13 protein-coding genes and 1 tRNA gene are annotated in these 25,733 nt (G+C 62.3%); 6 read left to right on the plus strand and 8 right to left on the minus strand.

Translation table 11 applies throughout. The features are described from left to right. Positions 1-65: 65 nt before the first annotated feature. The 3 genes from KF708_16090 to KF708_16100 all read right to left on the minus strand — a co-directional run bounded on the left by KF708_16090 (position 66) and on the right by KF708_16100 (position 2,522). Complete coding sequence (locus KF708_16090; protein MBX3414209.1) at positions 66-1,013, minus strand: aldose 1-epimerase; 948 nt, start codon at positions 1,011-1,013, stop codon at positions 66-68. Between the two features lie 16 nt (positions 1,014-1,029). Next, positions 1,030-1,893, minus strand: coding sequence for a dTDP-4-dehydrorhamnose reductase (gene rfbD, locus KF708_16095; GenBank protein MBX3414210.1), 864 nt, complete (start codon positions 1,891-1,893; stop codon positions 1,030-1,032). A 101-nt stretch (positions 1,894-1,994) separates the two neighbouring features. Further along, positions 1,995-2,522 carry a hypothetical protein gene (locus KF708_16100; GenBank protein ID MBX3414211.1) on the minus strand — a complete coding sequence of 176 codons (528 nt, stop codon included), beginning with the start codon at positions 2,520-2,522 and terminating at the stop codon, positions 1,995-1,997. 480 nt (positions 2,523-3,002) lie between these two features. Here KF708_16100 and KF708_16105 point away from each other — a divergent pair. Both KF708_16105 and KF708_16110 read left to right on the plus strand, forming a co-directional pair. Beyond that, positions 3,003-3,076, plus strand: a tRNA-Val gene (locus tag KF708_16105). Positions 3,077-3,551: 475 nt separating this feature from the next. Beyond that, on the plus strand, positions 3,552-5,927 hold the full coding sequence (locus KF708_16110) for a hypothetical protein (protein ID MBX3414212.1): 2,376 nt from the start codon (positions 3,552-3,554) through the stop codon (positions 5,925-5,927). A gap of 375 nt (positions 5,928-6,302) precedes the next feature. Here KF708_16110 and KF708_16115 read toward each other — a convergent pair whose 3' ends face one another. Together KF708_16115 and KF708_16120 are read right to left on the minus strand one after the other, a co-directional pair. Next, the gene (locus KF708_16115) at positions 6,303-6,980 is read right to left on the minus strand and encodes a hypothetical protein (protein MBX3414213.1); all 678 of its coding nucleotides are present in this window, start codon (positions 6,978-6,980) and stop codon (positions 6,303-6,305) included. A 134-nt stretch (positions 6,981-7,114) separates the two neighbouring features. Further along, positions 7,115-12,724, minus strand: a complete 5,610-nt coding sequence (locus KF708_16120; GenBank protein ID MBX3414214.1) for a putative Ig domain-containing protein — start codon at positions 12,722-12,724, stop codon at positions 7,115-7,117. Between the two features lie 340 nt (positions 12,725-13,064). Between KF708_16120 and KF708_16125 the strand changes: the two genes are divergently transcribed. Together KF708_16125 and KF708_16130 are read left to right on the plus strand one after the other, a co-directional pair. Beyond that, positions 13,065-13,703, plus strand: coding sequence for a sigma-70 family RNA polymerase sigma factor (locus KF708_16125; GenBank protein ID MBX3414215.1), 639 nt, complete (start codon positions 13,065-13,067; stop codon positions 13,701-13,703). Positions 13,704-13,728: 25 nt separating this feature from the next. Beyond that, a complete protein-coding gene (locus KF708_16130; protein ID MBX3414216.1) occupies positions 13,729-17,850 on the plus strand; it encodes a protein kinase in 4,122 nt (1,373 codons plus the stop codon). A 197-nt stretch (positions 17,851-18,047) separates the two neighbouring features. Here the strand turns inward: KF708_16130 and KF708_16135 are convergent, their stop codons facing one another. The 3 genes from KF708_16135 to KF708_16145 all read right to left on the minus strand — a co-directional run bounded on the left by KF708_16135 (position 18,048) and on the right by KF708_16145 (position 22,764). Beyond that, positions 18,048-20,303 carry a glutamine synthetase III gene (locus tag KF708_16135; GenBank protein ID MBX3414217.1) on the minus strand — a complete coding sequence of 752 codons (2,256 nt, stop codon included), beginning with the start codon at positions 20,301-20,303 and terminating at the stop codon, positions 18,048-18,050. A 390-nt stretch (positions 20,304-20,693) separates the two neighbouring features. Next, on the minus strand, positions 20,694-22,022 hold the full coding sequence (locus tag KF708_16140; GenBank protein ID MBX3414218.1) for a MotA/TolQ/ExbB proton channel family protein: 1,329 nt from the start codon (positions 22,020-22,022) through the stop codon (positions 20,694-20,696). Between the two features lie 91 nt (positions 22,023-22,113). Beyond that, the gene (locus tag KF708_16145; GenBank protein MBX3414219.1) at positions 22,114-22,764 is read right to left on the minus strand and encodes a DedA family protein; all 651 of its coding nucleotides are present in this window, start codon (positions 22,762-22,764) and stop codon (positions 22,114-22,116) included. A 730-nt stretch (positions 22,765-23,494) separates the two neighbouring features. On the opposite strand from KF708_16145, the gene KF708_16150 reads away from it, so the two are divergent. Continuing rightward, positions 23,495-24,439 carry a LysR family transcriptional regulator gene (locus KF708_16150; protein ID MBX3414220.1) on the plus strand — a complete coding sequence of 315 codons (945 nt, stop codon included), beginning with the start codon at positions 23,495-23,497 and terminating at the stop codon, positions 24,437-24,439. 300 nt (positions 24,440-24,739) lie between these two features. Further along, positions 24,740-25,687: a hypothetical protein gene (locus KF708_16155; GenBank protein ID MBX3414221.1), complete on the plus strand. Its 948-nt coding sequence runs from the start codon at positions 24,740-24,742 to the stop codon at positions 25,685-25,687. The last annotated feature ends 46 nt before the right edge of the window (positions 25,688-25,733 follow it).

The raw sequence follows: 25,733 nt of genomic DNA on the forward strand, positions 1-25,733 counted from the left end.
GCCCCACGCGGCCGAGTGCCACGTGGGGCTTTTTTAGTGCTTCACCATCTGCACGAGCCCCCCCTTCACACCACCTCAATCAGGATCTCGCCGACAAATCGTTCTCCCGGCCCGAGCACGCGCAGCCCCACATCCAATCCGCGTTCGCTCAGCACGAACGGGTCGGGCACGCACGTGTAAGGTTCGATACAGATCGCCTCGCGATGCGGCGGGTTGTAGACCACGCACGCCCGGAAGCCGCGATCGAACGACATGCGCATGCTCCGCCCGCTCCCGGTGTCCTCGATCCTGGTCAGGGCCATGCCGTCCTTCCCGAACTGCAAGTCATCGAGCACGTCGTCCAGCTTCGTTTCGGCGAATGCCTTGCCACCAGCTAGTGCCCGCGAGTCATCGACCGGCAGCTTGCGACCGGTGGGGAGCATATCGGCCAGCTCCCAATAACTCGCGGCCGGCACCGTGATCTTGCACCGTGCGGCATCTCCCTCTTCCCCTAGCGGTACGCGAAAGTAGGGATGCGTGCCGAAGCCGAACGGCAGCGGCTGTTGGTCGGGATTCTCGATCTCGATCGTGCTCGCCAGCCGCCTACCTTGCACCTGATAGGTCACGCTGATCTTGAAATCGGCCGGCCACAGTTCGAGGAGCTTCGGATCCGCGAGCTGGGCATGAAACGTGGCTTTGGCGCGGCTGGCCGTCTGTTCGACCAACTGCCAGGGACGCTCGAGCACAAAGCCGTGGATCGCCGTAGTGCCATGATTCGCCTCGAGCTGATACGTCTTGCCGCCGAATTCGTACTTCGCTCCGCCGATCCTGCCAGGAAACGGAAACAGCAGCGGGATACCACTCCCCGACCCACGTCCTTCCCCCTTTTCGAAGCCAGGTACCGACCACAACACGTCGACCTCGCGTCCGTCAACCTGCGGGATGAAGCGATAACAATTGAAACCGCGTCCCACGAGCACCTCGGCCCGCGAACCGCTTGCCTCATCCACCAACTCGACTCGTTCCATTGCCATCGTATACCCGCTGAGGTTAGATCATTCCGCGTGCTGTCAGATACTCTGCCACGGCATCGCGCCACTCCGGCATCACCGGACCACCGAGCGCGTGATACTTCGACGTATCGAGCACGCTCCACGAAGGACGGGGCGCCGGCGCCCCGTACTCGGCAGTGGAAATCTGTTCGAGCTTCACCGGCAACTTCGCCAGGCGAAACACCTCGGCAGCCAAGTCGTGCCACGTCGTCGCGCCACGGTTCGTCACGTGGTACAGACCGCGGTGCCCCTCTTCGGATAAAAACACCACGGCCCGGGCAACGTGCCGCACGTAGCTCGGCGTGCAATGCTGATCGCCGACGACGCGCACCAAGGGGCGCTCGCGCCCCAGTCGCAGCATCGTGTCGACGAAGTTCGGCGCCTTGGCCGCCGGATCGGGATGCCCATACAGACCACACGTTCGCACGATCGTATGCCGCGCGTACCGCGCCGCCGCTAGGTCTCCCTCGAGCTTGGTCTTGGCATAGATCCCTTGTGGCAAGACGGGATCCCCTTCGACGCGCGCCTCGCGCGGAGCATCGGCCGAGCCGAAGACATAGTCCGAGCTGATCTCAACGAGATGCGCATCGACCTCGGCGCAGGCTTCGGCCAGGTACCCTACCGCCGTGGCGTTGATGGCTCGGCATTGGTCGATCTCCTTCTCGGCGAGATCGACCTTCGTATACGCGGCCGAATTGATCACCACGGCCGGCCGTAATTCTCGCACCTTGCGCAGCACCGCCTTGCGATCGGCAATGTCGAGCTCGGCATGCCCAAGTCCCACCGCGCGATCGCCAAGCTGCACGCACAACTCCGCCCCTAATTGCCCCCGCGCTCCGGTGATGAGAAACTTGCCACTCAATTGCGAACTCTCGCGGTTGGTGAATACCTTCGCTATTAGTCAGCCAGCGGTGGCCATGATACGAAAATGGGCGGTTTTCGTCAGCGCGACTAGCACTCGGCTCATTCTCCCCGTGTGCCTTCCTCATAATCTACCATCAGCCAGCGGTCCCCCTCCTGGCGCCAGCGGATGGCGAAACGTTGCACGTAGTTTTCGTAGGGGACCTGTTGCTTTTTATCCTGGACCTTGAAAGTTCCGATCAGCTCGGTGCGGGCCGTCGGCGGGTTATGCACCCGGTTTACCGTGACCTTGAGCCCCCCCACCTTCGCTTCCTTGATGCGGAAGCGTGGCAGTTCCTGCAGCGCGCGGCTGCGCAACGCCTGGGCCTCGGGCCCGACGTAAGCGAACAGCGCGTCGATGTCGTTCGCTTCGAGCGCGTCGGCGGCGCCTTGGAGGGCGCCGGTCACCGCCTCGCGATCGGTGACGACAATCCTTTCCACGATCGCGGCCACGCCGACCAGTGCCGCCACGCCGATCATGGCGACGAGCACAACGGCCCGTCCTGTGTTGAGCAGAATCAGCCCCAGGATGATCTCGATCACCACCCCAACGATGAGAATCGTCCACAGCCCTTCGAAGAGCCAGTCCATCGTCGCACCCCCTTCTGTCTGTTCCCTGCGGAGCGCGAAGTCTCGGGCCGTCTCCCGCCGTCTGGCAGGCCGCGAACCTCGCACACGCCAAGTGCCTCTCTACTGGCGAGACTACTCCTGTACGGCAGACGAGTCCAGCTTGCGACCAGAATCGGCAGTCCCCTTCGACGGGCGCAACGCCTGCTTTGGCATAGCGCGAATACGAGATGCCATTCCGCCAAAGCGAGACGTTTTCTGGTTCACACTGGTGGTGCGTTGAGCCGGCAAGGCAACTCTGTCACGAGCCATTTCTGGACAGCCGTGAGCTGTGCCATCCACTCCGCCAGCGGCAGAGAGTCCTGTCCAGCACCGTCTCCCCCTACGCATTGCCCAGCATGCCCGACCGGCTTGAAACCGGGTCGCCGGGCGAGCCCATTCGCCAGTTCCTCGCCAGGGCCACCTTGACAGAACCGGCCCCGTGGAACAAAACAGCACGACGCCGGGCGGCTAGCTCAGTTGGTTAGAGCGCTATCCTCACACGGTAGAAGTCACAGGTTCGAGTCCTGTGCCGCCCACTCTTCCGAACCCCTTCTGTGTGGACGACTTTCGATTGTCTTCTTCGCTTCCGCGCTGTCGTCCGAAACTCGCGATTACTGGGGAGACCATCCCCGGTAATTCGCACGAGGTTCCTTCTTGCGTTCTTAGCGCCGCCTCTCCCAACGCGGTGTAGACTCCAGTTACTCGTGGTGTCAGACGGCGTTACGTTCAGGCCGTATTGCCAGCGGCATTGCACGCAATGTTTTTGCGTCGTCCAGTAATCCTCGTCCAAGCCGCGCAGGTCGAGAGGCATCAGTCCCGCCGGGCGGGCCGCCAGATCGCGCAGCCACAGCACAAAACCAATGCTGGCAGCCGCGCTGGCGAGCGACTAAGTTAGGGGGGTATTGGCCACGTGCATGTCGTCGGATTCCTGACGTTTACTGGGTTGGCCGCACTTCTCAATCAAGCACAACAATGTCGCTGGGCAGGCGGACTGCGCGCGCTGGGTGTGTCGTGGCGGGAATTCTCGCCTCGCAGGTCGTGCTTTATGGCACGTCGCTGACGGGCAAGACCTTGCTCCTGCCACTAGAGTTGCTTGCGCGCCACGTCCCCAGCCTCGCGGCTTCCGTGCCCCCTTCGATCGACATCTCGTACGCCGACTTGATCCTGGTCGACGAGGTCATGCGCGTCCGCTCCTGCCGCGAGATGCGCGCGGGCCGCATTCCGCTATGGGATCCTGATAACTTTGCCGGTGCTCCCTTCGTGGCCAATAACGTGTCGGCCGTTTTTTCCCCGTGGCGCGTCATCGATTACCTCTGGCCCGGGCCCAGGTCGCTGGCCTGGATTCAGCTTTCCCGAGCACTTGTGGGGGGGCTTGGCGCCTATCTCTATTTTCGCCGAGTCTTGCGCGTCCGCTTCTGGCCGGCAGCGATCGGCGCGTGGTGTTTCCCAATCTGCGGCTATCTTGTCATGTGGTGTGGGTTTGGCAGCAGCGGTGTCGTCACCTGGTTGCCTTGGATGTTCTTGGCCACCGATGCTGTCCTTCGTCGCCCCGCTGGCTGGAGCGGACCCAGTCTGGCGTGCATCACGACGCTGGTGCTGTTGTCGGGGCACCTGGGCGACGGCGCTCAGGTCTTGCTGGCCAGCGGACTCTACGCCGTGTGGAACCTGATCGCCCTCGCGCGACTCGAAGGAATACTGCATCGGCGCACACTGCTTCGAGTCGTGACGCTCTGTGTGGCCTGGGCTGTCGGAATCTGTCTCGCCGCTCCGCAGATTCTGCCTACGCAAGAGTACATGCAGCACAGTTACCGCATGGCCGCGCGCGGACAAAACGTCGCGGAACGCCCTGCCCTGGGCTGGGCCGCCTTGCCGCAGTTGGCCGCTCCCTACTGGTTCGGCTCGACCCGGGCCGACCAGCGTTATCTGCTCCCGGGCTATCTGCAGGAAAGTGCTGCTGCGGGGTACGCCGGGCTGACGACCGCCTTGCTCCTCGCGCCTTTGGGATGGCGGGCACGACATCGCACTTCCTTATCGTCGTTCTGGTTGTTTGCCGCGCTGATCGGCGCGGCAGCGTTGCTAGGGATTCCAGGTTTTAGCCAATTGGTGCAGCTTCCCGGTTTGCGGATTTTCACCTTCAATCGGATGATTTTTCTCACGGCGTTCGCTTTGCTGGCGCTGGGGGTGCTCGGTCTGGATACGCTCGGTCGCCGCGCGTTTCGCTGGCGACGGTGGATGTGGTTGCCTCCCCTCGCTGCGCTGGTTTTCGCTGTGGCGAGCATCATTCGTGTGGTTTCGCCGCCAATCGAGTTTTCGTCGTATGCTTCGACGCCGATCTTGGGAATCTTTCCCGTGCCCACCTGGTTTTTGCAGACCCAACTCATCACGGCGGTACTGTGCTTCTTCGTCGCCGCATGCTGGTTGACCTTGCGCATGGCGGGCAATCGAGCCCGACTGCTTGTCTACCTGGTGCCCTACATCCTATGGACCGAAATGTTGTGGAATGCCTACGGTGTGAATCGGCAATCCGATCCGAGCCTTTACTATTCCCCGATACCGTCCCTGTCACGATTGAAAGAGTTGCCCTGGGGACGTCTCTGCGGGCAGCAATGCTTCTCGCCGATGCTGAACCAGATGTACGGCCTCGAAGACATCCGCGGCTACGATGGCGTCGACCCCCGGTGGGTGGTCGAGTTGCTGCTGGGGACGGAGCCCGAGCAATCGGGGCACGATCGTCCGTGGACCTTGCATGCGATCACGATGCATCACATCGCGCCGGTGATCTCTCCCGTCCACGATCTGCTGGGGGTGCGGTATCTTCTCTTTCGCGGGACGCTGCCTAAAGAGATTCCGTTGGTCCTCTCGGGCGCCGACTCGCAAGATTATTCCGTCTACGAACGTTCGACTGCCCTGCCACGCACCTTTGTCCCACGTTATGTCGTTCCACTACGCGATGACCATGCCACGTTGCGCCTGGTGAGTAGCCACGAGTTCAGGCCGCGCGACGTCGCGTTCGTCGATGGGCCGCCGGAGATGAAGTCGAATCGAGTGGAAGGCGAGGCCCGCATCACGCGCGCAGATGTTGATGAGGTGGCGATTGCCTACGACCTGCAATTTCCCGGGCTCGTCGTGCTGGCCGACACCTGGTATCCCGGCTGGCGTGCCTGGGTCGATGGGCGCGAGGCACCGATCTTGCGCACCGACTATGCGCTGCGAGGTGTGCAAGTGCCGGCGGGCCAAGGCGAGATCATATTCCGCTACGAGCCTGCGAGCTTCTGGCGGGGGGTACGTGTGTCCGCTTTCGCGATACTCGTGCTATCGAGTTGGATGGTTGTGAAGGTATCCGTGCGTCTCATCGGCCGTGCGCCTGCCCCACGACCCAGTCGATAGCACACGAGTCTGACAGCGACCGCAGAATGCTAGCGTCATTGATTACCGCCAAACAATCTCTGTTCAGCTAGCAAACGCAAGTTCTGAAACGAATGGCACTTCCTGAAGCGTTAAACTTCAGAGGACAAAAGGTGTAAGCTGTGCTGTCGCCGCGGTGGCAGCTTGCGTTGGTGAGGGTGTACGATTCAGAGTATGCGACGATCGCCCCACGATTCGCCGGGCGTCGCTGATTTACGCTCCGACAGCAACTCGTTGAAAGCCAATCACGATAGCACGACGAAGTTCATTGTTGTAAATCAGTTAACGAACTCAGGAAGTGCCATTCAGTTCTGAAACTGGCTCCCGCCGTTCGCCCCGTCTCGTATTGAACTTCGGTCAGGAGCAGCCCCCCCGCCGGTGCGCCGCCACGAGAAGCATCAGGGCGCCGGCGGCGGCGATCATCCCGGCGCTGGGCTCGGGGACCGTCACGGTGACGTAGGCGAATCCATCGGCGACGAATGGATCGAGAATCAGAAAGCTGTTCTCGGTCAGGATATCGTCCGTCGTGAGGTCGAGATCGGTCGCCACGAGCTGCGTTACCTCGCCGCCGACCGTGCCGGCGGAGAAGGTGAACGTGCCGAGCCAGATCTCGTGAAAGCCCGGCCCCGTGAGGGCTGTCACCGCGGGTGAGAAGAAGTCGACCGAGGCGCCAATGCCCGCCGAAGCGTTGGGAACCAGTTCGATAAAAGGCGACATGTCGAACGCTGGGTTGGCCGAAATATCACCGGGCGCGACGACGCGGGCCGGATCGGACGGAACCGTCGGCACGTCGAAGCGCACGCGCACGCCGGCCGTCAATAGCCCATCCGTGTCGAGCAGCGTGGGATCGCCCGAGTCGAACGTCTCGCGCAGGTAGACGCTCACCGGGAACGCGGCGCCGGGAGACACGGTGTAGCTCGCCTGGTCGAAGCGGTAAGAGTAGAGCGGCTCCGCTCGCACGGCGTGACTCGCGCCGACCATGCTCAGCACGAAAGAAACACCCCAGGTGGTAACTCGAAGCTGGATTCCGCTCATTCGTTGATTCCTCTCGGTATTCGACCAGTCCGACGACACGGGCACGCGATCACGCATCCCCTTTGGGCTTCTAGATATCAATCGCGGTGGAAGCACGTGCGAGATGTGTCATCAGCGAGATTGTTCGGCGTTGTTCAGATCTTTCTCGTGTTCTGAAATCGAATCGTGAAGGCCGCGGCGTCCTCCGAATCGCTGGTGGAGTCCGGGTTGAAGTCGAAGTACCAGCGATACCAATCGCCAAGTTCGCCAGGTTCGGGAGGTGGCAAGCGATTGACCTTCTGGGCGTAGTCGCGAAAACGCTTGTAATCGTGAGCGTCGACGTCGCCGTCTCCATCCGAGTCGCCGAAGAGGCGGAAGATGGTTTCGTTCACATAATCGCCGCCGGGCATTCCATTCTTATCGCCGTCGAGCATCTGGCCATTGCTATCGGTGATCGCCGACCCGTGGATGACGAGCCGATAGCGGCCATCCTTGAGCGATCCGTTCCCCTCAATCGCCGCGCCAAAGATAAAGCTGATATCGACAATCGTCTCGTTCGTCGCAGGCTCGAAGAAGGCCGTGCTGAGCAACGACACCTGTTCGGTCACCGCGTTGCCCAACTCGTCAGAAATTCGGATCAACTCGAAGGCGCCGGGACCTACGTTCACGTGGCCTGGGAAGTGAAGCGCGAGGTCCTTCACCATCGAGCGTTGGTTCAGTTCGTCGAAAAAGAGCGGGGCGTCCTGAGCTTTGTTCACGAAGAGCGTGGCGATTTCATCATCCACAACCATCAGCATGTCCGTCGCGTGGAGACCGAATTCCGCGAAAGCGACCCCATAGGCCGCCGCGAAATCGCCGTCCAACAGGTTGTTGTCGATCGCCTTGATGTTCACCGCCTGCTCGCGCTGTCCTACGGACATGCTCACGGGGAGCGGCGGTGTCGTCCGCGGCCCGGACGCGCCGGCGGGGCCGTCCTGGAAATAGAGCGACGTGAAGCTTGCCTGGCGATCCCACCAGTTGCGCGTCACGACCAATTGGGTCGCGCCACCACGTTCGGAAATCATGGAGCTCGTGAAGCTGACATGTACTTGAGGGACCTCGAGTCGCACCTCGTCGGGCAGGGAGGCGTCGAATGGAGCTTGAACGTAGTGCGCGGCGAACGGGTGCGTGTTGACGGAAACGAGGCTCCCTTCGGCCGCGCCCACGAACTGACCCAGCATGGATGGTTCGCCGTTGGACTTGGCGTTGGTATCGAGCGCGAGAACGAGCCGCAGGGCAGACTGCAATGCGCTTGGCGCGTAGTCGCCGGTCAGTTGCAAGCGTGGATTGTCCACCAGGCGCAGAAACCCGCTGATCTCGAACGTATCGTAACTGGTCGGACTATCGAGAGCGAGTTCCAGCGTGGCGTGACGGTCCAGTTCCAGGCCGGAGCCGACATAGTTCAAATGCACTCGACGCGGGCCAACGGACGAGGACAACACGGAGAGCGTCAGCGCCTTGCCACGATTCGACACGACGACCGGGTTCGCGTCCTGACTGAAGGCGACCGGGCCCCCGCCCCCCGCGGAGCCCAGCGAATAGGTTCCGGGGCGAATGAAGATTCTGCCTCCTGCTGCCACCGCGTCCATGGCGGCCTGGAGATTGTTGAACGCATCGTATCCGAACAACGTGGCGGGACCGTTGGGACCATCGGGATCTGCCGGTCCAAAGAGCGAGAAGCGGAAGTCGACCCAGACGACGTTGGCAGCCGGCAGAGCAGGGGTCACGATCAGGCGGAACGTGTCAGAGGCCGTGAACCCACCGGGGTCGCTGGCGATCACCGTAATCTCGTACACGCCCGGAGTGGTGATCGTGCCGCTGAAATTGACGCCGTCGAAAGAGACTCCGTCGGGCAATTCACCGTCGATGCTGTAAGTCAGAGGGTCGAAATCGGGATCGACGAAAATTCCGAACGGAATCGAATATCCGAACGGAATTCCCGCCTGAACCGTCCTGTCGGGCAGCGGAAAATTCAGCACGGGGGGTTGATTGTCGGCGGCGATGACCGTCACCTCAAAGTAGCCGGTCGCCGACTTGGGCGTGGGATCGCCAGGCGTCCCGGCATCGGTTGCTAGAACGCCCAGCAAAAACTGACCGTGGCTCCCCAGAGGAGGCGTGCCCGTGAAGGTGCGCGTCGCCGTGTCGAAGCCGATCCAAGCGGGCAGGCTCGCGGTCGTGCCGTCCGAGCCGACCGCTCGATAGGTCAATTGCGATCCGGGAGGCGCGTCGGGGTCGAGGAAGGTGTTCGCCGCAAAGGTGTAGGAGAAGAAGACCCCTTCGGTCAGGGTTTGTGGAACCAGCGGTACCTGGACCACGGGCGCGAGATTGGGAGCACTTCGCACGTTGACCGTAAAGGTCGCGATCGCCGATCGAGGGGTGGGATCGGTTAACGATCCCGCGTCGGTCGCCCGGACCTGCCACAGCGTGATTCCCACGCTTCCCAACGGCGGCGTGCCCGAGAAGGTGAGCGTCAGGGGATCGAAGGTGACCCAGGCGGGAAGCGTGTCGGGGGTGTCGTCGGGTCCCAATGCTTCGTACGTCAACTGCGAACCAGGCGGCGCGTCGGGATCGACAAAGGTGCTCGCGGGAATCACGTATTGGAACGCCGTCGACTCGAAGAGATCGATCGCCGCGAGCGGGTTCACCACGATCGGCGGCAAATTCAACGCGCTCGCGACCGTGATCGTAAACAAGGCGGTCGTCGATCGGGGAACCGGATCGACGACCGTGCCCGGATCGGTCGCCACGACGAAGATGGAGAATACGCCCGCACTTCCCACGGGGGGCGTGCCCGAAAAGGTGCGCGTGGCGCCGTCGAACTCGAGCCAACCGGGGAGCGGCGTGCTATCCCCCCCTGCGCCATGCGCGCGATAAGTCAGTTGGCTGCCAGAGGGACCGTCGGGATCGAAGAACGTATCGGCCGCGAACGTGTAGAGGAGCGGCGCTTGCTCGAAGGCCTCTTGCGGAACCAGCGGCTTTTTCACCACCGGCGGCTTGTTCGTGTCGGGCATGCTGACGCCGTCAGCGCCGAGATAGCTGCGGACCTCGAGGATGTTGCGTGGCGCCTCCACCCAATCCGGAGGTAGGCTCAAGAGACGCCGGCTGGCCACGGCAATCTCTCCATTGCCGCGCACGATCACGGGGTTGTGGAAACTACTGTAGTAGGCGTCGGTCTGATAGACCGCGCCCTGACCCGATCCGAAGGTCGTGTCCAACGTGCCATTGGAGTTATGCCGCATGATGAAGACGCCCGATGGGGACGGAAGCGGGACGATTTGGGCTCCGCCCGTCGTGACGATCTTTCCATCCCCCTGGAGAGCGAGGCCCGATGCGCGAACAGGACCGAACCCGATGGGTGTGGTGCGGATGCCCGTGCCATTGAACGTCGTGTCGAGCGAACCATTGAGGTTGAAGCGGAAGAGGTTGGTGTATTGCCCGTGCGGAGGCCCGCCGAAGCCGACTGCGTCGCCGAGGACGACGATCTTGCCATCGGGCTGGATTTTGACCGCGCGTGCCGCCTCGGAGAATCCCGCTTCGACACGCAGTGAAACCATGCCCGCCGTGCCGAACTGCGAGTCGATGGTCCCGTTGGCGTTGAAGCGCAGGATCATGTTTTCGGTCGACTGTGATGCCCCCTGTCCCGTCCCGCGCGCGCCGACCACCACGATTTTGTCGTCGTTCTGCCGCGCGGCGTCGAACACAATGGCAGCGACATTTCCCGGAATCGGCGTAACGGTCTTACCAGACGTGCCAAAGCTCGAGTCGATCGTGCCGTTGGGATTCAAGCGGATGAGGTGGACATTACGCTGGGAAGGGAGGCCGAAAGCTTCGCCGTAGATGCCGACGATCTTCCCATCGCTCTGGATGACCATCGCCGGGACACCGATTCCGAGAGCATCCACGATGGCTCCGCCGTGGTTGCCGAATGCCTCGTCGAGCGACCCGTCGGTGTTGTAGCGCAGGATGAGAGTACGAGTGCGGAATCCGGAGGGAGTGCTGGGGTCAAACGCGGTCACCTCGATGCCGACGAGGATCTTGTCATCCAGCTGAATCGCCAGCGAAGTGATCATGCCAGGAGTGCTGTCATCCAACACCGGATCGGTATCGACCGTCACTTTCCCGCCGCGCCCGAACGTCATGTCCAACGTGCCGTCGCGGTTCAATCGCGCGAGCGCGGGGCCACTCCTGCTGGCTATCACCAGCTTTCCGTCACTCTGTTCCGCGATCTTGTAAACTTGGACGTGGGCCTCAGTGAACGGTATCAGTGTCCCACCGTTCCCAAAGGAACTGTCCAGCGCGCCATCCGTATTGTCCGCCGTATTGGTCTTGTATTGTGCCAGTGCGAAATTGCTCCCATTGTAAACTTCGTCGCCCGACTCGATTGAATAGGACGCGACGCCGACGGCCACAATCCTCTCTTGCCCCACGGCGACACTGTACGCGCCCGCGCGGCGGTATTCCGCGCTGAATGGAGTCGTCACGTGGCCGTGGTCGCCGAATGAAGTATCCAACTCGCCATCGACCGTGTAGCGCGCGACTGCGAATTCAGCGGTGAATTCGACAGATTCATGCCATCCGGCGGCAATGATGCGTCCGTCAGCTTGCAGCGCAATATCTTTTAGGTTGACATCGCCCGGGAACGGGGTGCTGCCTTGCGAGCCGAACGTCGGATCCAACTCTCCCGAGGCGTCAAGCCCAACTAAGAAAGCTCCTGGAAGCCCACCGTCGAGAAGTCCTATCGTCGGTGCCACAACGATTCGTCCGCTGGGTTGAATTACGACGTCCCCTAAGTCAGGAAGACGGCGAGTTCCCAGCGTGGGGCTCGCGATTCCCCCCTGGAACGAGTCGTCGAGAGTACCTTCCGACGTGAAACGTGCCACTGCGCCGCGCGCAGTTCCAGCACTAGCTCCAATAATTCCGACGACCACGATTTTGCCATCTTCCTGCAAAGCCACTCCTCGAGCCCTCGTGAGGGAACCGAGGGAGGACGTGGTGGCCACGCCGGCCTGGCCAAACGTTGCGTCGAGCGATCCGTTAGGATTGAAACGCGCGACCGCAAAATTTGGATCTAACGTCGAAGTGTACACGGTGCCCACCACGACGATTTTCTGGTCGGGCTGTACGACGATGCTGCTGACGTACGTGGAGCGGACCCCCCCGAACGATGCGACGGCGATGCCGTCGCCGTCGAACGATACATCCAAGGCACCGTCGGGCCGGTAGCGTGCGACGATGAAGCCGGGTTCGCCAGAGGATGGTTGGACGGAGCCAATATCAATAGACCCGAGGCGCCCTCCGCTACCTGGCACGTAGGGATCGAAGCCGGAAACGACGATGCTGCCATCTTCTTGAAGGGCCATCCCCGTGACGATGCCTGGAAAGCTCGCCAGACCAAAGTCGCCAAAAGAGTAGTCGGCGCTTCCATCCTCCCGATAGCGAGCCAGTGTCTTGTTTCCACCGGCGAGGAGCTTTCCGTCGGGTTGAATCAGGGATGCCTGGAATATGGGTGTCTCGTAGAGGGCGTAGAAGGGGTCTTCACCCACCTCGGGCTGAAAAAAGGGGACCGTCGCCAGGCCGTTCTCGCCGAACGTGGGGTTCAGGTCGCCCGCCGCGAGCAGAGCTCGCTGTTCGAGCGGCTCGAATAGCACGGTGCGTTGGCGATCCTTGTCGCGACGGGCTCGTGGTGCGGGCGCATGAAAAGGGCGCGAGAGGAAGCGGTGGATCATGGCGCGGTCAGGTCCCCGGTGCTTCGATGCCTGAATGTGCCAGACGTCGCCGCTGGCTAATGCTTAATCCGGGAGGATCTCCTGGCAATCCACCGCCTGAACAAACATTTGCGAAAAAAAAATGGCCCTTTCCGGCTCCGTTCAGCAGGGTCGCCGTCCCGTGCGACGTTCATTGGCCGCGACCCGCGGCGGGGGGCGCGCGACTTTGCGCCGGTTCTGCACGGCGTCATCCCGCGCGCTAAAACGTTCCCCGCGACGGAAATTGGGGTGGCTCGTTGCGTCTGCTATAATCGCCCTGGCATGGGTTTATTTGCGGGTACCAGGCCGGAATCGAATCAGCATGGCTTCGCGACGGCTGCTTTCCGACGAAGTCACCCGGCGCGCCGCGTGCGGCGACACCTTGGCGTTGGCCGAGGCGTTTGAGCTCCTGCGGTCCGATCTGAAAGAGGCGGTCGCCATTCGCATCGATCCGCGCGTGGGGGGGCGCATCGATCCCTCGGACGTCGTGCAAGAAACGTATCTCGACGCGGAACGCCGCGCGCATGAATTCGTTTCCCAGGCCGACCGCATGCCGTTGCACATCTGGTTCCGGCTGCTGGCCATGCAGCGCCTGGTCGATCTGCACCGCCAGCATCTGGGAGCGGCCATGCGCAACGCCGCGCTCGAGATCCCATTCGAGCGGGGCGCCTCGATGCAGACCTCCAGCATCTGGATGGCGGAACAGCTCATCGATGACGGCGAGTCCGGCAGCGAGGCCGCCATTCGCGCCGAGACGCAAAGCATGGTCCACGCCGCGCTCGAGCGAATGGATCCTCTCGACCGCGAAGTCCTGGCCATGCGCCATTTCGAGATGCTGACCAATGGCGAGGTCGCGACCATCCTGGGCATCTCGGCCACGGCAGCCAGCAATCGCTACATCCGCGCCCTGCGGCGCCTGCAGGTGGTGCTGTCCCCCACGTCGAGTAGCAATCCGGCTTAAAAGTAGTAGGGGAGAGCCTCGCGATATGGCGGGCGACAACGACATCACTCTCGACGACGTCGCCACGCAAATCGCCGAGGAATTTCGCGCGGGCAACCAACCCTCGCTCGACGACTTTTGCGAGCGCTATCCCGAGCTGGCGTATGAGATCCGCGCGGTCTTCACCACCTTGCTCCAGTTGGAACGAGCACGCCCCGACACGCAGCAACGCGCGGCGAGCGATCTGCTGCGGCTCCTCTCGAGCACCGAAGTGCCTCCGCTGGGCGATTATCGCATCCTGCGCGAGATCGGCCGCGGCGGCATGGGAGTCGTCTTCGAGGCCGTGCAGGAATCGCTCCAGCGGCGCGTCGCTCTCAAGGTGCTCTCGCCGTGGTGCCTGCGCGATCCCCGGCACTTGCAGCGGTTCGAGCACGAGGCGCGGGCGGCGGCCGCGCTGCATCACACGAACATCGTGCCCGTGCTGGGAGTGGGCGAAGAACGAGGACTGCACTATCTGGTGATGCAGCTCATTTCGGGAGCGGCGCTCGATGAGATTCTCGCGGTGCTCGGCGAGCGTGAAGCTCTGGCGGGCCCCAGCGAAATGGCCCTCCGGATCGCCGCCCGTTTACGCTGCTCGCAGCCAACCGACGCGAAACACGCCGGGCCGCTGCCATCGACCCCCGTGGCGGTCGTAGCGTCCCCAACATTGCGGCAGGCGAGCTACTGGCGTCATGTCGCGGCGCTCGGCTTGCAGGCGGCCGAGGCGCTGGCCTACGCTCACCGCCAGGGGGTGGTGCATCGCGACATCAAGCCATCGAACATCCTGGTCGACGAGAGCGGCAACCTCTGGATCGCCGACTTCGGACTGGCCAAGACGGCCGACAGCGCCGACCTGACGATGTCTGGAGAGTTGGTGGGCACGGCGCGCTATCTGCCGCCCGAACGGCTGCAGGGTACGATCGATGCGCGGGGCGACATCTATGCCCTGGGAGCGACTCTGTACGAGTTGGCCGTGTTGCGCCCCCCCTTTGCCGAGACCGATAAGGCTGTCCTGCTGAAGCGGATCGCGGAGACCGAGCCTCCACGGCCGCGGGCGATCAATCGTGCGATCCCGCGCGACCTGGAGACCATCATCGGCAAGGCGATGGCGAAGCGGCCAAGCGATCGGTACTCTTCCGCCGGCGAGTTGGCAGCGGATCTGCGCAACTACTTGAACGATCAGCCGATCGGCGCGCGGAGGATTTCGCCGGTCGAGCGGTTGTGGCGTGCCTGCCGACGTCGGCCCGCCGTCGCGATTCCCACCCTGGCGGCGATTCTGCTGGTGCTGGTCGTCGCGATCGGCTCGTCGATCGCGGCCGCGCGGCTCCAGCAGAAAAACCAACTGGCGCTCGACGCGCAGCGGCGCGCCGAAGAAGCGGAACGCTCGCGGCGACTGGAGCTGTTTCGTGTTCACGTGGCCAGCGCACGCAACGCCTCGCAAACCGGCAAGCTTGGTCAGCGTTTGGCGGGCCTTCGGTCGGTTCGTGACGCCTTGCAGGCCTTGGCGCCGGCGCAACCCGATGGCCGCCAAGCATTCGAGTTGACCGAGGCGGCCATCTCCTGCCTGGCTCGCGCCGATCTGCGCGAATTGCAGCGAGTAAATGTGCGCGGCCGCTACGACGAGGTGGATGTCGATCCGCTGTTCCAAGTTTTCTTGCAGCCGGCACGCCGGGGCACGGGCTCCGACGTCGTTTCGCTATCGAACCCCAACGATCGTACGGTGTATCCGGGAGAGGATGGAGAAGAAACCGATTTCATCGGCTGGCGCACGTTCAGTCGCGCCGGACGCTGGCTGCTGGAAAATGCCTTCTGCTCCCGGCAGGATGATCGAAAGCGCCTGCGCGTCTGGGAACGCTCGAGCGGCCGACTGGTCGTCGATCTGGCAAGCGCTGAAAACATCAATGGCTACGCTTTCCATCCCGACGAACGCCATCTGTTGATCATTGAAAGCCAGGGTGTCGTGCGGCTGCTCGATTTGGAAACAGGTGGTCTGGCACGCGAGTTTTCCCGGCGGCTCTTTGCGAAACGACCGCAGTTCAGCCCGGATGGATCGCGCCTGGCGTTTCTGAACGCCACGCACCGAGTCGAGTTCGTCGAGGTCGAGGAATTGGAGACTCTCGCCACCTTGGCGGACGTGGAGGAGGCGAGCGAAATCGCTTTTCATGACGATCATACGCTGATCGTCGGCACCAGCGAGGGAGACCTCTACGAATGGAAGGTCGCTGAAAATCGCGGCCGATTCTTACCGGGCAAGCATTTCTCGGCGATCCAACGGATCCAAATCTCTCCCGATGCCGGACTGATGGCATCTTCAGATTCCGTCGGGACGCACGTCCGCAGCACTCGCGAAGATCGAACGCTCTTGGAACTGCCGGGCGCGGTGGTTCGATTTGCTCCGGATGGTAAGAGAATCGCCGTACACGACCGTAACGATCTCGCCCTCTACGAGATCATCGCGGCGCCGGCATTGCGTGTGTTGAATGATTCCTCGGCCGAAGCAGCCGTGTTCAGCCCGGATGGACGCTGGCTGGCTGCCTCCGGACCTGCCGGCGTGAAGCTCTATTCCGGAACGGATCTCGAGCCGGCTGCGGATTTGGGGCTCGACTATTGCGGACCGGTTGCTTTTTCCGCCGACGGAAGGCAACTGGCGACGATGGGAATGTTCAGCGAGGCTTGCCGCTGGCCCATCGGCGCGTCTGTGCCGACCGAGATCGGTCCTCCCCAAGCGCTGTTCCACCAACAGGTGCCGGACTTCTTCTCCGATCGCCTGGCCCCACAGCACCATGGCCGCCACGTGGTGTACAGCGGCGATGGTCGCTTGTTCATTGCCGACTATCGCCGCGGTCACGTGCTCGTGTCCGATTCGGCCGGCCTGCCGCCGCGAGAATTCGCCGATTTCTTGAATGTCGCGCGGCTGGTTGTTAGTCCAGATGGAAAATGGTTGGGCGGGGCTTCCGTGATTTCCAGAACGGTCCGCGTATGGGACGCTCAGCGCGCGACTATTGTCTTGGATCTGCCGGACCATGCGGCGGTCGCCTTCAGTCATGACGGGCTCTGGTGTGCTTTGCGTTCGGCCAGCGAAATCTGCGTCTTTCGCACGAGCGACTGGCAGCCCGAGTGCCGGATTCCCTTGGCAGCTTCGCGCAGCGAGTTTTATCTGCCGCTAGTATTTCAACCGCAGGGCGGACTGCTGGCGGTCGCGGGTCACGACCAGCGGGTGTATCTCTATCCTCCGGGATCGACCGACGCCGTCGCCTACCTGCCGCATCCGGAAAACAGCACGATCACGCATCTCACGTTCAGCCCCGATGGACGGCGCCTGGTAGTGGTCGCGCCGCCGCTGGGGATTCTGGTCTGGGACCTGCCCCAGTTGCAGGGCGAGTTGGCTGCGCTGGGAACGCCACTCGGCGGACAGCCCCGGGCAACCGGCGCCGCCGTGGCGAATTCAACAGACGCAGCCACGTCCGTGGTAGTAGACACGACGGGGCTCATTCCGGGTCGGTGGCATCGATGCTGGGTTCGCATGGCCGAGATCGAAGCGCTCAAAGGCAATTTGCCCGACGCGGTACACGCCGTTCAGTGCGCTCTCGATCGAGCAGTAGATGCCAGCCCGAGCGAGAAAGCCGAGTTGCTTACCCTGCGCGGTGTCTATGAATTGCAAAATCATGACCCCTTGGCGGCGAACGACAGCTTCTCAGCTGCCGTGCGCATCGATCCTGCCGCGGAGAAAGCGATACGTCTGTTGGCGCGACAGCTTGTGCTGGGACCTTGGGAAGTACAAGATCCGCAGTGCGCCATGTCATTCATCGCGCGACCGTTGGTCGAAACGCCCGGCGATGAAGAGTTGCTGGTCTATCAGGCCATCGCTCAGATTCGTTGCGACAACGCTGATGAGGGCCTGCAAACCCTGGCCAAGGTAGAGTTCAGCGATCGTTGGAAACCAACGGTCGCCTATGTGCTTGCGCTGGCGTGGCAAGACCGCGATCGAGCGGTTGCTCGCGAGCACTTTGCCGTTGCCGAGCAGCTTCGCGAGGAGAGGCACGATCGCCTCTCCTCGGCCGAACGAGAGGAACTCGAACGACTGCGGGGCGAAATCGATTCCCGCTGGCGCCGGGAGGCCTCGCCCTAAGGAATGGCGGCCAATAAACCTCGAAAGGCGCAACTTCAAAAGACATAAGCGCCGTACACAGACCGCAGAATGCTAGCTCGAGAGAGACTGTTATAGTGACCTCGAAGTGGCGCAACAAAAACGGGAACCGCACCCAAGGAGCACGGTTCCCGTTCTGAGTTATTGCTAACCAGCCGCGCTCATCGCGGCCGGCAAGACTACTTGATAAACAGCATTTCCTGGTAGGTCGGCAGCGGCCACAGGTCGTCGGCCACCCAGCCTTCCAACTCGTCGACGAACTTGCGCACGAGCGCCATCGCCGGCAGCACCTCGTCGCAGTAGTATTGCGCCGCGGTCAGGGCGCTGTCGTGCGGCACGTCGCTGAGGACTCGGGCCAGCAGCCCAATGCTGTCCTGCAGCGACTTCACCATGTCGGTGATGACGTCGAGCGTGTCGGTGTCGAAATCGTATCCCACCAGCTTCAGATTCGCACAGGTCGAGGCGAGCTCGTTCTGGTAGCGGATCGCGGCCGGGAAGATCAACGTGCGAGCCATCTCGAGCGTCAGGTTGGCTTCCACCCGCACCGTGCGGCAGTATTGCTCGAGATAAATCTCGAGCCGGCTTTCGAGCTCGCGCTCGCTGAGCACGTTGTACTTGGTGAACAGCTCCTTGGCTTCCTTCGTCTCGAGCTGAGGCAGAGCGTCGGTCGAGTTCTTCAGATTCAACAGGCCACGCTTGGCGGCCTCGGCATGCCATTCGGCCGAGTAACCGTCGCCATTGAAGATCACCGAGCCACACTCGGTGATGATCTCCGACAGCAGCTCCTGGATGGCATCGTTCAGCTTCTTCGGATCGCCCCCGGTCGCCTTTTCGAGCTTCGTCGCACAGTAGTCGAGCGACTCGCAGACGATCGTGTTCATGGCCACCAGCGGGCCGGCAATCGACTGGTTTGAGCCGACGGCACGGAACTCGAAGCGATTGCCCGTGAAGGCAAAGGGGCTCGTGCGGTTGCGGTCGCCCGCGTCCTTCGGCAGCGGCGGCAGCACGTCGACGCCGACGTGCAGCGTCCCCTTGGCGATCGACGACTTCGCGCCACCCGTCTTGATCTGCTCGAACACGTCGGCCAACTGCGAGCCGAGGAAGATCGAGATGATCGCCGGCGGAGCCTCGTTGGCGCCCAGGCGATGATCGTTGCCGGCCGTGGCCACGACGGCACGGAGCAGACCCTGATACTTGTGGACGGCACGGATGACCGCCCCGCAGAAGACGAGGAACTGGGCGTTCTCGTGCGGCGTGTCTCCCGGATCGAGCAGGTTGCCCTGCGACGAGCTGCCTAGCGACCAGTTCACGTGCTTGCCCGAGCCGTTGACTCCCGCAAAGGGCTTCTCGTGCGTCAGGCAGGCCATGCCGTACTTCTCGGCCACGCGCTTGAGCGTGAGCATGATCAACTGCTGGTGGTCGGTCGCCAGATTGGCCGATTCGAACACCGGGGCGATTTCATACTGGCTCGGAGCCACCTCGTTGTGGCGGGTCTTCACCGGCACGCCCAGCTTGAACAACTCACGCTCCGTTTCGAGCATGAAAGCCAGCACGCGCTCGGGAATGGCGCCGAAGTAGTGATCCTCGAACTCCTGCCCCTTCGGCGGCTTGGCGCCGAACAGCGTGCGGCCGGCATTCAGCAGGTCGGGACGCGAGAAGTAGAAATTGCGATCGACGAGGAAGTACTCTTGCTCGGGGCCCGCCGTCGACGCGACGAACGCGCCATCCGTGTGGCCGAACAGCTTCAAGATGCGCTGCGCCTGCTTGTTCAGCGCTTGCATCGAGCGGAGTACCGGGGTCTTCTTATCGAGTGCTTCGCCAGTCCAGGACACGAAGGCCGTCGGAATGCACAGGGTGGTTCCGTTCGGGTTTTCGAGAATATAAGCCGGGCTCGTCACATCCCAGATCGTGTAGCCCCGCGCCTCGAACGTGGCGCGAATGCCCCCCGTCGGAAAGCTCGAACCGTCCGGCTCGCCTTGAATCAACTGTTTGCCGCTGAACTCGGTCATCGCGCTGCCGTTGCCGTCGGGCGACAAGAAGCTGTCGTGCTTCTCGGCAGTCAAACCGGTGAGCGGGTAGAAAACGTGGGCGTAGTGCGTGGCCCCCTTCTCGATCGCCCAGTCCTTCATGGCCGCGGCGACGACATCGGCGATGGCCGGATCGAGCTTCTCGCCCGCGTCGATCGTCTTGCACAGCGACTTGTAGACGGCCTTCGGCAGACGCTCCTTCATCTGCGTCTTGTCGAAGACGTTCGAAGCGAACAGCGAACGAGCCGGGGTGTCGACGAAGTTCAGCGGGGGCTCGGTCGGCTTGTAGTTCGTCACCGCCGAGATCGCCGCCATCCGCGCGGTTAAACCGCTGGGAGAATTGTTGCCGCGGGCCGAGGTTGCCGACCCCTGCTTGGTACCCGCCCCGTTACTCAACGCCATGCTCATAATGACCTTTCCACCAGGATCTGGAATACGGGAAGCCACGCCTGACCTCCCGAACGAAGAATTCCGCCTGCCAGTCCGTGGCAGTGAGACAAGGCCGACTCCATCGGCCTGTCGCGACCTACGAATGGGAGCAAGATAGCAAGCGGCGTGCCGATGGGCAGGGGATGAGCTAAATCCTTTGTTTACGAGGATCTAGCGTTAAGCTAGGCAGGCGAGCGCGAGTTCGATCCCCGGCAAACGCCTATTGTGCAAGCAGACGATGCACGAATTCGGGCGGCGTTGCCTCGGTTCTCCCTCATAACCCAGCGCGCGACGAGAGCGCCCCGCCCCATGATTTTCTCTTACCTAAACGCGAAAAGGTAATGTCGCAGGTCCAACTTCGCTCCGCTCCTACGCACTCTTACGCACCAGTGCTGGGGCGTTTTCCCCAGGTAGGTGCCGCGCTGTCAAAAGATGGATGGCCGCCGACAGACCGTGCAGCGCCTCGTCGAGTTGCTGCGTCTCGCGGAGCATGCGTAGGTTCTCGGCCAGCGAGGTCTGCAACTCGACCAGCTTTCGCTCGCCATTGGCCACTTCGCCCACCGCGGCCACCAGGCTGGCGATGTCTTCCTTAATGCCACCGATCCGTTCGAGGTTGTCACGCGTATCGACGATCTGCTTCTGCTGTCCCGCTTCGAGCCGTCCAAGCAGTCGCTCGAAACGTTCCTCGCGGCGTGTTTCCGCCTGATCGTGCAGTTCGACCACGGCCTCGCACATCTTCTGCCACGACTGAGCGTCGCGGCGACGTACCTCGTCGGCATTGGCGCGCAGGGCGTTCGTGGCATTGAGCCAGGCCTCGAGTTGCTGGCGCAGCGCTTGCTCGACCGCCACGAGCGCCGCCTTGTTCGCCGTCTGCACGACGTTGACGAACGGCGCCGTGCCCGGATCGCTCACTTCGAAACGCGTCGTCAGCTCGCGTTCGACGAGGCGATTGATGGTCATTTCAATCCGACGATCGGCCCGCTCGCACACGAACGCCGCGAACATCATCGTCGTCGCGGCGACCAGGGCCGTGGTGCTCGTGTTGAACGCGGCCCCCAGCGCGCTGACCACCTGCGGCAGGCGCTCGGTCATGTCGTTCACCGAGATATCGCTCAGCGCCATACCGAAGTGGATCACCGTGCCCAAGAAGCCCAACACCGGGCTGACCCAGATCACGAATCGCACGAGCCCATACTTGGCGTGCTGCGCTTCCTCGCTCTGAATTTCGAGATACTCGAGATGCGCGCGGTAGTCCTCGGCCGAGCCGTTGTCGAGCAGGTACTGCAGCGCCCGGGTCAGCCGCTGCGCCACGCGCGACTCGCGGAGCCAGGCAGGGCAGGCCTTGATCTCGCCCAGCCAGACGGCGGCCTGCTCGAGCGGCACGCGTCCCTCGCGCGGCGGAATCCATTGCCGGCGCAGGGCCAGCATCTCCTGCGGAAAAGCCAGCACCTTGAACAGGATGTCGACCACACCCCAGATGAACAGGCCCACGATCACGTATTCGACCGGGTGCTCGGACGTGTAGCGATGCAGGAGAGTCCCGTGCATCGAGGGCTGGCTCATCAGCGCATAGAAGGCGATGGTGGCGACGGCCGAGATCGAGAAGGTCGGATCGAAGAGCTTCGTAGGCAGCCAGCGCGAGGCGCCCGATCCAGCGGCGGTGTGCGAGGTCGAGGTGGATTGAGACGATGTCGTCACGTGTGGTTTCTCCTCCTTGAGAAATCGATGGCGTCGACCTTGCGACGCTCGCTGGACAGCCTCCTGCCATCCACCTCGTAACTTTTTTTGACTAGGCCTCGGGGGTCTTGGCCTTGTCCTGGCGCCAGGCGAGAAACACTTCGCGCACGATGGGCAGCACCGAAAGGACGATGATCGCCAGCACCACCAGGCTGAAGTTTTCCTTCACGATCTTCAAGTTGCCGAAGAAGTAACCCAGGTAGACGAACATCGCCACCCACACCGTGCCCCCCACGATGTTGTAGGCGATGAAGCGCCCGTAGTTCATCGTGCCCACGCCCGCCAGAAACGGCGCGAACGTGCGCACGATGGGGACGAACCGCGCGAGGATGATCGTCATGCCGCCGTAGCGATCGAAAAAGGCTTGCGTCCGTTCGATGTGTTTCTCGTTCAAGAATCTCGATTTGATCTTCAGCGCTCGCGGCCCGAGGTAGGCCCCGATTGCGTAGTTCACCGTATCGCCCAGAATCGCCGCTGCCGCCAGCAGCAAAAACAACAGATGGACGTTGAGCGGCGTATCGAGCGCCGCCAGCGCGCCTGCGGCGAAGAGAAGCGAATCCCCCGGCAAAATCGGTGTCACCACCAACCCGGTCTCGCAGAACACCACGAGCGCCAGCACGACATACGTCCAGACCTGCCACACCTCGACCATCTCTTCGAGATGCTTGTCGAGGTGCAGAAACAGATCGATTACGTGTTGAATCCACTCCATCGCGACTCCATTACCGCGCGGGCAAGCTAGCACAACCCCGGGCGCTTGCCGTAGCGTCGCAACCAAATTCGGCAGACGCCCCCTCGGGGCATGAACGAATAGGCGGAAAATCTGCCCTATTTTGCCCCCGCGCTAGGACGGTGGCTGGCGAGGTCACGTTCTAGCCGACCCACCCTACCACAACAACGCCGAACCCCCGCCAGGCAGTGAGAAAAGACCGTGAAGTTCCTGCAAGGTCGGGGCTAGCCCCCTGCCAAACTCCGGGGGCCATTGCTGCCAAGGCAGCAGGGCCAGGATTGATAAAGCGAGCTTGAGCGAGGAAAGAAGACGCCTTTGGGGTCGTCTGCTGCGGGGCAGATGCGTCTGGGGATCTCGCACCGGGAGATGGCACCATAAAAAAACCCGTACGAGCTGCCCCTGAGGGGGCAACTCGCCGGGTTCTACGGCGATGGCTCTACCTTCAGTTGTCCTGCATCAGACACCCACCATGTCTGAAGCAAGCCGCGCGTTGGCTCACCATCGAAATCGGGTTGATTTCGCGAGGTTTTTCGCACTCCGGGCTGGCCCGCGGGCGGTTCCCGGCACTGCGAACGGTCTCGCGTCGACGTGCCTGACTATAAGCAATGCTGCGATTATTTGACCCGACAATTCTGTCAATATATTGTATTAATGAGCCAAATTAAATGATGAGTATTGAATAGCGCTATAGTCAGGCGAGCCCATGCCCAGTGCCTCGAATCCGCAGTATTACAAGCAGAATCGTCTCCAGCAGCTCCGAGGTTTTTGCTACGCCGCCCAGATGGGTAGTATCTCGAAAGCGGCCGAGCGGTTGTTCCTCAGCCAGCCCTCGGTCTCGCTGCAGATTCAGGCCCTCGAACGCGAATTGAAGACCACGCTGTTCGAGCGTCGTGGGCCGAAAATCAAGCTCACCCCCGACGGCGCCGCCCTCTACGAGTTGGCCGTCAAGCTCGTCGAAGAACTCGACACTCTGCACGAGACCTTTGCCGCGCGACGGGGTGGGCTCGAGTCTGGCCGGCTCGATATCGCCGCCGGCGAGTCGACCATTCTCTACATCCTGCCGCAGTTCGTCCGCCAGTTTGTCGACGTCTACGCCGGCATCGACCTCAAGCTGCACAACGTCACCGGCCGCGACGGTCTCGCCATGCTCCGTTCCGACGAGGTCGACTTCGCCGTCGGCTCGATGGTCGAGGAACGGGCCGACATGGAATACCATCCCCTCTTCTCCTACGACCCGATGCTCATCACCCCCCTCGATCATCCGCTGGCGAAGAAGAAGTCGGTCACGATCAAAGAGGTCGCGCAACATCCCCTCATCCTGCCACCGCGCCACCTGACGACCTGGAAGATCGCCGACCTGGTCTTCGAGCAGCACAACCTGACCTACAACGTCAAGCTCGAGGCGGGAGGCTGGGAAGTCATCAAGAAATACGTCGAGCTGGGGCTCGGCATCTCGATCGTCACGGCCATCTGCCTCACCGAACACGACCGGCTGGCCGCTATCCCCCTGGGCAAGTATTTTCCCCAGCGCACCTACGGCATCGTCGTGCGAAAAGGCAAGTTCCTCTCGCCGCAGGCACAGCGCTTCATCGACATCATGCACGCTCACGCCCCGGATAAGAAAAAATCCACCCGCAAACCGGCATAAGCTCCACAGCAACTGCGTGGCACTGCTGGCTTGCCCAGCAGTGATCTAGCTATGCCGTCGAACCAGACAGGGTGGCCCGACGTTCTTGCGGAGTAATGCAAATACTTCGTAAGTGCAAGTCGCAAGGACGTCGGTGTTGCGCAGCAACAAGAGGATTCGTGGCAGCTTTACAGGGCTCGTGAACGGTCCCCCCCTCCAAATAAGACTGAAAAACTCGTGGGAACCGAGTCCTGTGGCGGACTATACTGTCGTCGCCCTCCCCGCCCGATTTCGCTCCTCCAACCAGGCGAGGTTCCCTTCATGCGACGTGCCAGCCCGATCCTGTTCGGCGTCTGCCTGCTTGGTATCGCCTCCTCTGCCAGTGCCGCCGAGCCAACGATTCAACTCCGCCCCGACTGGCAGCCGGGCATCACGCAGCGGATCGAATCGACCACCTCCCGCGAGCGCGAGTTCAACGGCGAAATCGGCCCCAAGCGCACGATCCACGAGACGATCGATTGCCAGATCGTGAGTGCCGATTCGTTGGGCTTCGTGGTCGATTGGAAGCTGGTCGATGGACGCGTGGAAGGGGATGCACGCGATCCCGTCACCGAGGCGCTCGTCAACCTGTGGCGCGGGCAGTCGGTCGTTGTCGAGATGGGACGCGACGGCACGCCGCGGCGATTGAAGAACTACGAGGATCTCAAGCATCGTCTGGAGTTCGCCGTCGAGGCGATCGTCGCGCAGTTGCGGCGTCAGGGAGGCGACAAGGCGTCGACCGCGGCGATCGGACGCAAGCTGCTCGCCACCTTCGCCACCGAACGGGTTGCGACAACGGCGTTGACGCGCGATCTGGTGCTCTATTTCGCCCTGCTCGAAAAGCCACTCCGCGAAGACACGCCCCTCGAGCTGGCGACGACTCTGGCGAACCCACTGGGAGACGATCCCATCCCGGGCCTGAGCACGCTGGCTGTCACGTCCCTCGATCCGCCCAATCAACAGGCGACGATCACCTGGACCAAGAGTCCCGATCCGGACTCCAGTGCGCAAGTCCTGCTCGGCGTCGCTCAGCAACTGGCCCGGCGTCTCGATCGGGAGACGCCCCTCGGCAGCGAGCAATCTAAGCTCGAGTTGCAGGACACGACGACGTTCGTCGTCGACACGGGCACGGGCTGGGTGCAATCGCTCAAGCAAACGCGAGAGCTGCGTTTCGAGGACTACCTCCAGCGCGACACGAGAGAAATGCGCCTCATCACGGCGAAGCAATAGCGGCAGAATCGCAAGCGCGATGCGTGACCGAGTAACACCGAACAAA

This window comes from Pirellulales bacterium, assembly GCA_019636335.1.
GTDB lineage: Bacteria > Planctomycetota > Planctomycetia > Pirellulales > JAEUIK01 > JAHBXR01.